Below are 14,035 nucleotides of genomic sequence, written 5' to 3' on the forward strand. Positions count from 1 at the left end.
CATATTTTTTCCATCCTTCGGATGGGATTTACCATCTTTTATAATCCTGCCTGTAGGGTAAAAGTCACACTTCGGGCAAATGGATACGTAATTCCACGTTCCACTTTCACCGAAGACCAACGAAAGATATCATTTGCAACAAGGCCGACACGCAGGCTTGACAGCGCCAATTTTTTCGACAGCGCTTTCCCTGCATCATAAGAAAGATTAAGAGACTGTAGGGCAAATAAGTTGTCCGGCATAATAAAACGCGAGGACACTCTTGTCTGTCCCAAATCCTGAATACTTTTGTAAAAGGTAACATCGCCAGGATTTTTCCATTTTTCCTCCAGAACCCTGCTATCCACATTGTAGCGTGGATCGGCATTTTCGACACGGTCTACCAAGGTTTGGTTATAGGTTTTACCTCCTATCCGCGTTTGGAAATAAGCGACCATCATAAATTGCTTATAGCGAAGTGTCCCTCCGAAAAATCCTTCCATTGTTGGAGTAGCTAACCCAACGACATCAATATCCCTTGCATCCCAGTCATACGACAACGTCCCGTCTTTTTTAATAAAAACTTCCTTTCCATTCTCGGGATCGATACCCAAAGAAGGAACGGCATAGATAGCGTCGAGGGATTGCCCTTCTTTATAACGAAGCAAAGGAACAGCCATTAAATCAGTTCCCTGCTGAGCTTCGTCGACACGTTCGTTGTAGCTCTTCAATGCGTTTGAAATACGGACGATTTTATTTCTGTTCCGCACCAAATTCGCCAATAGACTCAGAGTCCATTTTTCATTTTTAAGGGCAATCCAATTGGCATTGAGCTCAAATCCTTTATTTTCAAGGTCCCCCAGGTTTTCTTTATAAGAGCTAAATCCGGTAGAAGGTGCCAGGTTAATATCAGCCAAGATATCACGGGTTATCTTATGGTAGTAGCGTGGCGAAAGGGTCAGACGATCGTGCCAAAGGCCTAGATCAAGACCAACATCGGTACTTTGGGTCTTTTGCCAGGTCAGGTTTTCATTGCCATAGTTACGCACGATACTTCCCAGCCCCGATGAGTACCAATTGCTTTTATCGTAACTATAGGTTGTCCGCGACATGTAAGGATCGAACTGCACAGATCCCGTCAGCCCCAGTGTTGCACGCAGCCGCAGCTGGCTGACAACATCGTTGGCGAACCATTTCTCCTTGTGCATATTCCAGCCGATACCAGTCGACCAAAATGGTGCGGTGCGCTTATTTGCCCCAAATTTTGAGGAGCCATCGATTCGGACTGTTGCATCCATCAGATAGCGGTTATCATAGGAATAGTTAGCACTTAAAAAAGCTCCAAACAACCTGGAGGCACCCAAACTGCTCGACGGACTTGCATTCTCAGCATATCCCTTGGCAAATCCTACACTTGTAAACCGATCATTCGGAAATCCGATCGCTTGAAATGAACGCTCGTCATAGCTTTCTGTCCGTATATTGGTTCCCCCCACCACATTGAAGCTATGTTTATCAATCGTACGCATCCAATTGAGACGTATGTTTGCATCCCAGTACAATTCATTGTTTGTATAACTGGTATAACTACCCTTTTCGTCTGTTTGTGCCGTAGGATAGAAATAAAAGTCATTGGCTAAGGGCGAGCGGAAATTATCATCGGTATTCAAACGTTTCAACAAACTTACCTGTCCCCGAAGGCGCAGCCCATTACTCAGGTCAAAATCCCCCGAAAAATTGTTCAGCAGTTCGGTATAGCCCAATTTATTGAAGCTATTCAATGTCGCATTATAGAGTGGATTCAAGACGTATTCCCGTTGTGCACTACCTGAGTTTGCAACCCTTGTCCATACATCCGCCTCCTGTATAATATTGCCCTGATCATCTGTCATGCGGTAGTAAGGATTCATTCTTACATAATCCGCAAAATTTCCATAGGGCGATTCACGCCCGTCTACCACGGTTACGGCAAGCTCATTCTGAAATCTAAATTTATCCTTTAGGTTATAACTAAAGTTTAGCCCGCCCGAATATTGATTTCTTCCCGATCCCTTCATCACACCGGGTCTGGTCTGATAACGCATGTCTACGCCATAGCGGAAACTTTCCGACCCACCTTCTAGATAGAGACCATGCTTTTGTCCGACCGCGGTCCGTACTGGCTGTGACAGCCAATAGGTGTCAACACCGCCAAGCACATTTGCTAGTTTCTGATAATACAGCTCATCCAATGCATCCTGTGGTTGGCGCTGAATTGTTGCATCATACAGCCCAGCCAGTTTTTCATAGGCCAATTTATCAGCAGCATGCAATACATCGTATCCTGTCAAATCCGGCATATTTATATTGCTCTCATGCGTATAGGTCAATTGCAATTTCCCGTCCCTGGGCATCTTAGTCGTTATTACCATCACACCATTGGCCGCTCTCGAGCCATAAATGGCTGTAGCAGCAGCGTCTTTCAAGATCGTGACACTTTCAATACGGGTCATATCCAGATCGAGAACCTTCTGTACACTCACTTCGAAACCGTTTAATATAAAAGCCGGCATATTGATAGTTGTAGTGATATTATCCCTTCGCAGCACTTCGTTCCCGCCAGTAGGCAAAGATGAAGATCCGCGCACATTGATATTCGGCAAGGCATTGGGATTGGATCCAGCAAGATTATTGTCGAGCAATTTAAACGATGGATCGAATACCTGCATGGCTTGGAGGACGTTTTGCGGATTTACCTGTCGCAGCTCGTCGCCACTTTTCGTAATCGCCGTTCCTGTATAGGAATCTTTTTTTAGCACTTGGTACCCTGTTACAACGACCTGCTCAAGAGCATTCGCCTCTTCTTCCATCACTACACTGTATTCATCCTTGTTTTCGGACAAAGCGAGCGTGAAGTTTTTATAGCCAACCCTACTGAATGTAAGCGGTTGCATAGTACCGACAAAAGAAAAATGCCCATCTTTATCGACCACTGCGATGGTATTGCCCACCTGTGAAATATTCACGTCGGAAAGCGGCTTACGATCTTTCCCAAGGACTTGTCCACGAATCTGCTTCTGGGATGGTTTTTCTACCTGGGGGAGGCTTTTGGGCTCGGATTTCCGTGAACTGGCTTTCCTTTCCAGGAAAATTGTCTTTGATTCAATCGTGTAGCCGATTTCCTGCTGACTTAAAATTTTATCAAGAAATAATTTAAGGGGCATTTTGTCCGCTTTAATTGAAATTGACTTTGCCGATTCCAATATCTTTTTGGCTCCGAGCACCTCATAGTTCGTCTGAAGTTTGACCGCCTGCAGCACATCCATCAGTGGAACATTGTGCCCGGAATAGGTAACGGTTTGCGCATTTACCTTATGGCCCAGCTGGAGTAAGACAGCAAAAACGAGCCATAAAAGGGGTTTGGTCGCTTGTGAAAAACAACTTAATTTCATTAATTCTAGTTAGTTTAGTTAGGTTAGATTGTAGGATCCACTGATTAGATGAAAGGATCCACTGTCCAATTTGTTAATTCATATCGTTTGGTGAAGTATAATTTTTCGTTCTTTATTGCCCTCCTTTCTGTGCTTTAGGATCATTTTTTTCAATAATGAGTTTCCCATTTTCCGTCAAATGATACGACAGATCCTGGTCTTTTAATATTTTAAGGATAGTTGATAACTTGCTCGTTCTGAATGTTCCACCGAAAAAGGAAACATCAGGCACATCGCCCTTATACACGACATCTATGGCATACCATTGGGAAAGTTCATCCATCACTTGGCGAAGTGATTTTCCGTCAAAATTAAATTTGCCATATACCCAAGCCATTTCTTGTTGTACGTTTACCGGATGTTTGGTCAACTTTGTACCTGTGTTGACAGACTGATCGCCGGGCAATAAGGTTACTTTTTGACTTCCGAGCAGCGTCGTTACCATTACTTTACCTTCTAACAAAGTGGTCTTTGTAGGTACCGATGTCTGATAGGCATTGATATTGAAGTGCGTTCCAAGTACTTGTACTTGCTGGTTTTTAGTATGAACTATAAAAGGCTGATCCTTCTTTTTTGCAACTTCAAAATAAGCCTCTCCACGGAGCGTTACCTCGCGTTTATCTTTAGCGAATACTGTCGGATAAGAAAGTGTCGTCCCGGCATTTAGTTTAACGAGGGTTCCATCGGGAAGAGTGACTTCGTAGATACCACCCCGTGGGGTTTCGATTCTGGCAGACACCGCAGCATTGATCGGAGCAACTTCATGTCCGTCTTCATAGCGTATGCCGCCGCCATCGATAACAACTTGTTTTTCGCCTTTATTCAAAGCATATTGCCTACCGTCCGAGAGTGTGATAACAGCCTGATGGGAAGCTGGAAGCCAATCATTTACAACCTCCCGCTGCGTTTCAACCAGCCGGTTGCTATCCTTATTCCAATACCAAACCACAGAAAGAGCCAGCAGCACACTGGCGGCAGCAACGTAAGGCAATAGACGTTTCAGGAGCCCAGGTCCTTTCTTTGAAGTCTGGAAGGAAATTTTAGCTTTTAATGACTCAAAATTACGTCGCGTTTCAAAATCCTGTAGACGCGTATAAGCATCACGCTGCTGCTCCGCATCAAGACAACGTTGATAGATCTGTTTGTTCCTTTCGGATTCCTGTAGCCAAATCTCCAAAAAAAATCGATCTTCGCCTGTTAGCGTTCCCTGCATTTTTTGGAGAATGAGTGCACTGATACGGATGAGTTTTTCTTCTTCTTTAGGATCCATTTTGAGCTATTTCATCTATAGATACCACGCCGATTTAAAAAAGTACCAAAGACAATTAAAAAAAATTAAATTTTCCCAAAAAGAACGATTAATGACAATAGGTAATTAAAGGAATCTCGTCTCAAATGTTGGCGTAGCAGGCCTAGGGCACGTAACTTTTGATTTTTTACTGTTTGAATATTTAGTTGCAATAGATCCGCAATTTCCTGATTGCTGTTGCCTTCGAGGTAGCTCAGCTGTATAATTTCACGTGCTTTGGGTGGCAGCTTCTGAATGGCTTCGTAGAGTTCGGCCATGGCTTCGGTATACACAATTTCATGCAGGTAAGATTTTTGATTCTGTTCCTGTTGTGCCACATAACTATCGACTCGATTCAATCTTCGCTGCCGAGCGGTCTGGTGATTGATGCCTACATGACGGGTGGCCTGATAAAGCGCCGCCTTCAGATGTGATAAACTTTCAAAATGCCGTCTGCTCTGCCATAAGCGAAGAAATCCCTCCTCAGCGATATCTTCAGCTTCTTTGCTTTCATCCACAAAGCTCGATGCGTATAAACAAATGCGACTAAAATAACGGTTGTATACATGCGCACAAGCCTGCTCCTCCCCGTTAAGGAAATCTTCAAGCAGCTCTTTCTCGCTCGTATACTTCATGGGTAGATTCGTTTAGCTAGCGGTTAATCTTTTCGTGGATAAATATAACTAAAAAGAATGGATACTTCCTATGATTGGCCTATCCCTAAATTCTTCCTACTATTTTTTCACAATTTTCGCTCCTATACCATAAATTTTTCAGCCAAGCACATACAAAACAAGCTCAGGTCAGTAATTTATTCAGAACTGTTTCCCTACCCTTGTTTTTTCGTTGACAAATGCCCTACCTTTGAGCTGTCGCTTTTTAAAGCAAAACCTAATCCAATAAATCAACCTATTTGCCCTATGACACCTTGCTTCAACAAAATTTCTGAAAGCACCTTTCTCCGATACCTCATTATCTGGACAATTTTGTGCTTGATCACAGGCTTCAATTACTGCTTAGCGCAGCACAAGCAGACCGCTGACCGCGAGATACCGAGATCTATTATTGACCGAGCGCTAGCGGCCTCCATAAAAATGTTCGGTATAGACAGTGCGAGCAGTCAGCAAAACAGTGCGCCTTTCAGTGGAGTCATCGTGAACTCGGATGGAACGATCCTTACGGTGGCGCATTCCACCAAGCCGGGCAATTTTTATCGGGTGATTTTTCCTGATGGCAAGCAGGGTGTTGCCAAAGCGCTCGGACGACTGGTCGTCGACCAACAGAGCAACCTGCCCGATATTGCGATGATGAAGATGCAGGGTGAAGGTCCTTGGCCCTTTGCTGAAATGGGCTGGTCGTCATCCATCGCCGAAAAGCAACTCTGCTTTGGATTATCCTATCCCGAAACCCTGCCCTTCAACATCCCTTTTCTCCGCACTGGGCGCATTTTAAAAAAAATGGATGACTACGGTTTTATTCAAAGTAGCAGTATTATGGAGCCCGGTGATTCCGGCGGTCCATTATTTGACGCCTTAGGCCGCGTAATTGGCCTACATAGTCGTATCGATGCTGCGGAGAGCATCAATTTTGAAGTACCTATAAACAGCTATCGCATCTATTGGAGCTCGCTGACCCATCCGGTTGCAATAAACAGTAACCCCACTGCTACTGATTCAATCGGTAGCGATCCCTTAGCGAAAAACCTCGCGGTATTCGGAATCAAAAAGCCGACACAAGACCCCAAAACAAATGTTCAGTCTATCCCTATTCACAGTACATTGCAGGGAGATAGCATGTATATATTAGGCACCGCATTTAATCTGGCAAACAACAAGCAGGTGATCTTATCCAAGAGTAGCCAGATTGGCGCAGCGCCAATGGCCAAATTTCACAACAGCACCTATGCTTTGAAGATCCTGCTTAGAGATGAAGAAAACGACCTGATCGCACTTATAAGTGATCATAAATTTCCGGCAATCACTGTATCGGCGAACACCGGACTGGCCATTCCTGATTCTTTACTCGGTATAAAGCTGTTGTCGCTGCTTGCCGCCAATAAGCGTAAAAGCGGTGTCCTAGGCATGCCGCCGCGAACCTTTCCACGCATACCGATTCCGGGCACGTTCGATGCGCAGATGCAGGAAATTGCAGGTCTTCCAACCTTAACAAAAGTGGACAGTATGGGTGCTGCAGGACGGGCTGGACTTCGTATTGGAGATCAAATCATGGCATTAAACGGCCAGGATGTTGCAAGTGCCCTCAAAATCAATGCTGCCATGCCGCAATTTTCTGCAGGCGATACACTAGCGGTTCAATTCCGTCGCGGGGTGACGGCACTACATACCCAAGTCATTCTGTCCAAATGGGCAGTGCAGCAAAACCCACATCCCGCCAATCACATTCCCAAAGGAAAATCAACGCGCAGGGATAATTTTCCACGTGTATTTCTCCACGATTCCCGCATTCATGCCGACGAATGCGGAAGTCCGATCATCGACAGCGAAGGCAATTTTATAGGACTCAATATTGCACGCTTTAGTCATACAGCTTGCCTTGCTATCCCTCGAGATACTATCCTGGACATTTTATCCAAAGCGCAACAGCTCATTAGCAGCTCAAAAAGATAATGTTATCAGGTAATTTTTAATACTGTCGCAATATTGTTTTGAACGAAGTCGTCGGGTAGCGATACTTGCAGGGCATTGTCGAGTTGTCGAAAGGAAATCCGATCATCCGTTCCGAGCAGCTCTACCTGACTGACCTTTCGCGTATGGCCTGTCGAACGGCCCAATGACTTGATTGTAATCTGCGTTCCGGTCGTTGTTCCCATAATAAAGGCATACACTGTATTTCCCTTTGTCGTAAAACGGACATCATCGCCGGTAAAAGCTTTACCTTTTCCTTCATTGAAGCCCTGCACATGCAATGTAGGAGCTTCCTCTTGTGCAGGTCCCTCACCAAAAATGCGCCAAGGACGCGTTCCAACAATGGCTTCTTTGTGTATGGCCATCCAGCTTCCTATGCCTTGTACCACTTCCTTCGCCCTATCGTCGATAGAACCATCACCGCGCAATGGTACACTTAACAATAAGTTACCGTTTTTACTGACGACATCAATCAGCATATGAATTACGGTTTTAGCCGATTTATAGTGATTATTCTCATAAATCCGGCGATCATAATGCCAAGACCCGATACAGGTACAGGTCTGCCAGGGCTGCGGTTCAATGGTATTGCTCTGTCCACGTTCAATATCCCATACCAGGCATTTTCGTTGTTGTTCATTCAGTATTTTCCCATTGATTACCACATTAACCTTGCCTTTATTTGCCTGCACGCTTTTATTATAAAAATCGGCTACGATCTCCAAGCCAACATTGCTTATTGGATAAAGTGGCAGCACCGTATCGTCAAAATAAACGATATCGGGTTTGTAATTGTTGATCAATTCCAGGGTCCGGGCCTTAAAGTTTTCGCAATAGGCCTTTGTTGGCACACTTACCCCTGAATTCACATCCCAATGCCATTGCCGATGAACGGTGTTATCATCCTTACTATCCAAACTAAGCGCATGATCCTGTGCATAAAGCTCCTGCGGATCGTATGCTGCCCACCATTTTCCTGCGCCATCTTTTTTCGTTAGTTTCCCATCATAGGGTATACCGGCAAACTTGCCTTCTTTATCACTCCGCTGTGCCGTTTCATACCAGGTCCAGGCATGTGCCGCGTGTACGCTGACACCAAATTTCAGCCCTCTTTTTTTTGCAGCGCTTTCCCAACCCTTTATAATATCTTTCCTGGGGCCAACATTTACACTATTCCATTGATGGTGGCTGCTGCGATAAAGGTCTAGATTATCATGATGATTGGCCAAAGCCATAAAATACTGGGCTCCGGCATTTTGATACAGTTCCATTAACTCTTCCGGATTCCAATTTTCGGCTTTCCACTGATGGATAACATCTTTAAAACCAAACACCGAAGGATGTCCATATTTTTCAACGTGATAATTATACTGATCGGATCCCTCCTGATACATGCCCCGCGCATACCAATCGCCGCGCTCGGGCTGACACTGCGGGCCCCAGTGCGCCCAGATACCAAATTTGGCATCCCTGAACCACTCAGGCACCTGATAATTTTCTAATGAACGCCAGTCGGGATTAAAAGGAGCTTTCCCCAGATGAGCTTGGGAAAGGCTAAATTTACTCAGGAAAAGCGTCGGAATAGTTGCACCGAGAAACTTAATTGCTGTTCTTCTGTCCATTATACAATGATCTTCGATCAGAATGCCTCGACACAAATTGCACGACAAAGGCATTCGGTTTATAATTTGTTATCTACTTGAATACCAAAAATACCTGTATTGGATCAGGAAAGAAACTACATAATCGATCAATACTAGTACAATATCGACACAGGATTCTTTTTGATCAGTTGAACCAAAAAAAGGTGCCCTAAAAAGGACACCTCCACCTAACACTAACTATGAATAAATAAAAACATCTATTTTCCCAGATCAATTGTTCATATCATTGCCTTTCAAATTTTTATTGTTGTCCAATTCCGACTGTGGAAAAGGATAGAACATTGCTTTGGTAGACCAGCCGCCTTTTTTTAAAGGTTCCAGCCAGCTTGGATTGGCCATCCCCCACCGTAACAGGTCAAAATACCGCTGATATTCTCCCAAAAATTCAACAAATCGCTCATGCACGATAATATTTTTGATCGTATTTAAAGGAACGCCGTTTTTTACTAATCCCTGAGCGATCAATCCATCTACATCAGGAATTGTTCCATTGGATTTTTGATACCATAGGTGTGGCTGCTCATCCGGAACGATATTATTGGCGCGCTTACGCACCAGGTTGATGTATTGTTTCGCTCCGGCGATATCGCCACGTTCATTGAGACATTCCGCATAAAGCAGCAGCACATCGCTATAGCGAAAAATACGATCATTGTTACCATTATCAAAGTCAGCGATCTGAACATCCGGACAATATTTCCGGGTACCAAAGAAATCTTTATTGGTCGCCAGGTTTTTCATCCAGTCCGTATAGGTCGTGACCTTACCGTCCAGCTGCGTAAACTTTGCACCATTCTCGCACCAAAGCGTCATATATTTCCGGGGATCTCCTTCTTCAAATTCATCATGTGCCATTTTATTGGGCGCCAGATTCCACCAGGCACCACCCGTTCCGTCAAACATTCCGATTTCCTGCCACCGCCATGAACTCGATATATCGTCCCCCAGCCAGCCCGGTCCATTGTAGAGTTGCACCTCAAAAACAGACTCCTGATTATTCTCTTTTGTTTCCAGAAAATTATCCCTGTAAGAGGACATCAACTGATACTCCTTGCTATCAATCACGCTTTTCAACTGGATCTCAGCATTGGCAAAATCCGCTGCCTGTCCTTTTGCGAGGATGGGTTTATACAAATAAGTTTTGGCCAGGTAAGCCTGTGCTGCACCTTTGGTTGCCCGACCGATCATTTTACTGTCGGCATAGAGTGCTGCCCGCGTTGGCAACAATTCCGATGCTTTCTTAAAATCATCCACGATCAGCGCATACACGGCACCCGCCGCTGCGTTGCCCGGATAATAATCTTCGTTGGTCTCGACAGGTTTATTGATCAGCGGAATGGTTTCGCCAAACAACATGCTCAGGTGCAAATAGTTCAGTGCTCTCAAAAAATACGCTTCCCCCAAGAGTCTATTCTTTCTATTTTGATCTATTTCGCCTTCAAACTTCTGAATCCGATCGATGGCTAAATTAGCCGCAAACACCCCGTTCCAAAAATCTCTCCAGGTCTGGGCGGCCATCCCATCGCTCGCAGGGGTATTGTAGGTATCCTGATACATGGGTTCCCATTTGAAGGTATGATTGTAATCATCCCCAGGAGCCAAAAGCTCGAAATACAAACTGCGCGCATATCCACCCTGTGTGCGGCCGATTAACGCTTGGTAGGCCGGTATGACCGAATTTTCCAATTGATCTGCTGTTTTATAATAGGTGTCCGTCGACAATTCCTGCGGGTTGGAGAGATCCAGATTCGGTTTGCAGCTTGAAAACTGTATCAGCAATGCAGCAGCTGCGAGTTTTATATATTTTCTATTCATGATGTCAATAAGGGATTAGAATGTAAATTGAATACCCATAAAATACTCTCTTGAATTTGGAAAGCTCAACCCCCAAGGCGTTTGCCCATCGATACCACGGCTTAGATTGGAGCGTGTATCGCCCGACCCCACTTCAGGATCATAACCTGAATACTTGGTAAAGGTCAGTAGGTTTTTTGCGCCTACGTAAAACCGCAGTCGGTCGATCTTCCAACGTTCAAGTCTAGGACTTGAAAAACTGTAACCAATGTTGAGTACTTTAAGCCGGAGGTAAGAGCCATCCTCCACAAACCTGTTGGATGCCCTTAAATTTTGATTGGGATCGCCGAGTACAGCGCGTGGAATAGTAGTATCTGTATTTTTTGGATAGACCGTAGTTTCACCAGATACCGGATTTTTGAAGACAAGCTCCTCCGCACGATAACGATCCAGAGTCGATGCAAAATTATTGTAGTAATGGTACATTCCCTCGCCCCAATAGCGGCTATTGTTGTAGATGTCGTTTCCTTTACTTCCCTGCCACATCATCGACAGATCAAATGTGCCAATCGAACTGTTGTAGTTTACATCAGCATTGAAGCCGTAACTAAAATCAGGTATTGGGCTTCCCAAAAAATCCTTATCCTGATCATTTAAGACCTTGTCGCCATTTCGGTCATTGAAGCGTACATCGCCCAATGCTGCGTGGGGTGCAAAAGCTTTATCGGCATCCAATTGTGCCTGACTGGTATATAAACCGTTGGTGGTGTAGCCCCAAAATTCCCCTACCGAACGACCAACTGCTGTTCTTGTGACGTTTTCACCCCCAGGAGAGATACTTCCCCATAAAATTTCATTATTGTTGCCCAGACTCAGCACGCGGTTTTTCACAAAAGAAATATTGGCGCCGATACGATAGCCAAAATTACCGACCTGATCTTTGTAGGAAGCCAGGATATCCCAGCCCCGATTCCGTATGCTACCGGCATTCAGCACGGGAAAGTTGTTACCATAGCCTGCGGTAAACGAAATGGGTACATTGATCAGCATGTCCTCGGTCTTTTTATTATAGTAATCAACTGTCAAAGCCAATTTATGATCAAAAAGCTCCAGATCGAGACCAAGATCAGTTGAATACTGACTTTCCCATTTTACATTCGGATTCGAGGGAGTCTGTGGCAGGGCCCCCGTGACCATCACATTGTTCAGGTAATACCAGACATGGTCGAAACTAACTGTCCGTTGATACTGATATTGTGCAATATCCGAATTACCCAAAAGCCCGTAACTAGCTCGGAGCTTCAATTCGCTGATCGCAGGAAATGCTTTCATGAAAGATTCCTGACTGATCCGCCATCCCGCTGATACCGAAGGAAAGTTTCCATAGCGGTATTGATTGCTAAAGTTGGCCGATCCATCCCGTCGCATATTAAATGTCAACAAGTAGCGGTTATCATAATTATAGTTGACACGTCCCAGCATGGAATACATGGCAGACTGTCCCACACCTGACCCCACAAGACGGGAACTCGCCAGGGATGCCGAATTAAGGATCAAAACATCCGGACTCGGCAAACCACGGGCCCCAGCATTGACAGCATTATACCGGGATTCTTCTGAAGTGATTCCCGCCAAAGCCGAAATCGCATGCTTACCAAAGTTATTTTCATAAGTCAGCGTGTTTTCAAATAACCAGCGGTTATTCTGACTGCTGGAAATATTGAGTTCATCCGGATTATGGTTCTGATATTGTCCGACAGAGTAGTTACCTATATACCCCTCATTCCGCACCCGGCTAAGGTCGATCCCCATATTAAATTTGTAAACCAGGCCTTTTATAATCTCATAAGTAGCCCAGGCATTGCCGTTTACCGAAAAGTTGTCATTGACGTTTTTATTGAGGTATGCATTTGCCAATGCACTCTGAACATCCGTTCCATTGCCAGCTCCGGCAAAACCAGTGCTGCTGTTGGCATCGTAGAGCGGTAATGTCGAGGACCACTTTTGCGCATCGATGATATTTTTGTCGCTCCAGTTGCGGCGGGTGTAACCTAAGGAAAGGGTTTCGCCTATCTTGAGTTTTCCTTTGGTAAAATCAGAGATAAATTGGGCGCCATAATACTTATTTTTATCTTGAATAATAATGGATTTGTCTGTCGCATAGATACCGCTAAGCCGAAAATTGGCGTTTTGAGATCCGCCGGAAACCGAGAGATTATGCCGTTGATAATTGCCCGTCTGCAGCAATTCGTCCATCATATTATACCCGTGCCCGATGTCGGAGGGTTTAGACAGCGCGGCCAGATAATCTTTGCGCGAAGGATCCTTATTGTACATTTCCTCATTAATCAATTCGGCCAGTTGCTGTCCGTTCAGCAGAGGTATATTATGGGAAATATTTTTGATGCCGGCGAAGGCATTATAATCGAGCTTCACCTCTCCGGCTTTACCCCGTTTTGTGGTGACCAAAATAACGCCATTGGCCCCACGGGAACCATAGATGGCACTTGATGCGGCATCTTTCAAAACCTGAATGCTGGCAATATTATTTTCATCCGGCATAGCTCCGCCGATCATCCCATCCACGACATAGAGCGGATCGGTTCCGTTAATGGATCCAACGCCACGGATACGGATAGCGCCATTGGTTACCTGCACTCCAGGCACGGCGCTCTGAAGCGTAGCAATTGTACCACCAGGTACTTTCACCAGATCTTTGGTGTCCACAACAGCGATGGAAGAGGTCAGATCGACCTTCTTCTGTTTACCATAGCCTACCACCACAACTTCATCCACGGCAATTTCTGCGGCAACAAGTGGAATACTGATTTCCGAAGAATTACCGATTACATATTCTGCCTGATTATAACCCACATTGGATACAATAAGGACTTCTCCCGGATTGAGTTTGAGTACAAATTCGCCTTTCTCGTTTGTTGAAGTACTGAGGGTTTTATCCTTCACTTTGATCGATGCCCCAATAATTGGTTTTCCTTGATCACTGATGATCTTTCCATGAATCACTTTTTCCTGAGCAGACAGTCGTCCAATGCCCATTAAAATGGAAGCCATTAACAACCATTTCACTTTCCTATTCCTTTCTTTGGGAAAACAAAAGAAAGAAGACACATAATTTCTGTTCATAATCTTTATTTGAGATAAATGTCTTTTTGCCCCTTGAGGCGAGTACTTGGT

The 14,035-nt window shown here is 44.7% G+C and carries 7 protein-coding genes; 1 reads left to right on the forward strand and 6 read right to left on the reverse strand.

Annotation, left to right across the window (positions count from 1 at the left end; genetic code table 11):
• Positions 1-38 precede the first annotated feature (38 nt).
• The 3 genes from K2F45_RS19155 to K2F45_RS19165 all read right to left on the reverse strand — a co-directional run bounded on the left by K2F45_RS19155 (position 39) and on the right by K2F45_RS19165 (position 5,372).
• Complete coding sequence (locus tag K2F45_RS19155) at positions 39-3,410, reverse strand: SusC/RagA family TonB-linked outer membrane protein (protein WP_248932087.1); 3,372 nt, start codon at positions 3,408-3,410, stop codon at positions 39-41.
• 112 nt (positions 3,411-3,522) lie between these two features.
• Positions 3,523-4,719 carry a FecR family protein gene (locus K2F45_RS19160; protein WP_248932088.1) on the reverse strand — a complete coding sequence of 399 codons (1,197 nt, stop codon included), beginning with the start codon at positions 4,717-4,719 and terminating at the stop codon, positions 3,523-3,525.
• A 65-nt stretch (positions 4,720-4,784) separates the two neighbouring features.
• On the reverse strand, positions 4,785-5,372 hold the full coding sequence (locus tag K2F45_RS19165) for an RNA polymerase sigma factor (RefSeq protein ID WP_248932089.1): 588 nt from the start codon (positions 5,370-5,372) through the stop codon (positions 4,785-4,787).
• Positions 5,373-5,831: 459 nt separating this feature from the next.
• On the opposite strand from K2F45_RS19165, the gene K2F45_RS19170 reads away from it, so the two are divergent.
• A complete protein-coding gene (locus tag K2F45_RS19170) occupies positions 5,832-7,364 on the forward strand; it encodes a trypsin-like peptidase domain-containing protein (protein ID WP_248933808.1) in 1,533 nt (510 codons plus the stop codon).
• A gap of 5 nt (positions 7,365-7,369) precedes the next feature.
• Here the strand turns inward: K2F45_RS19170 and K2F45_RS19175 are convergent, their stop codons facing one another.
• From K2F45_RS19175 to K2F45_RS19185, 3 genes are all read right to left on the reverse strand, one after another.
• On the reverse strand, positions 7,370-9,004 hold the full coding sequence (locus K2F45_RS19175; protein ID WP_248932090.1) for an alpha-L-fucosidase: 1,635 nt from the start codon (positions 9,002-9,004) through the stop codon (positions 7,370-7,372).
• A gap of 252 nt (positions 9,005-9,256) precedes the next feature.
• Positions 9,257-10,861, reverse strand: coding sequence for a RagB/SusD family nutrient uptake outer membrane protein (locus K2F45_RS19180; protein WP_075993570.1), 1,605 nt, complete (start codon positions 10,859-10,861; stop codon positions 9,257-9,259).
• Between the two features lie 15 nt (positions 10,862-10,876).
• Entirely contained in the window at positions 10,877-13,984 is a 3,108-nt protein-coding gene (locus K2F45_RS19185) for a SusC/RagA family TonB-linked outer membrane protein (RefSeq protein WP_075993571.1), read from the reverse strand.
• Positions 13,985-14,035 lie beyond the last annotated feature (51 nt).

The sequence above is a fragment of the Sphingobacterium siyangense genome (assembly GCF_023277505.1).
GTDB lineage: Bacteria > Bacteroidota > Bacteroidia > Sphingobacteriales > Sphingobacteriaceae > Sphingobacterium > Sphingobacterium siyangense.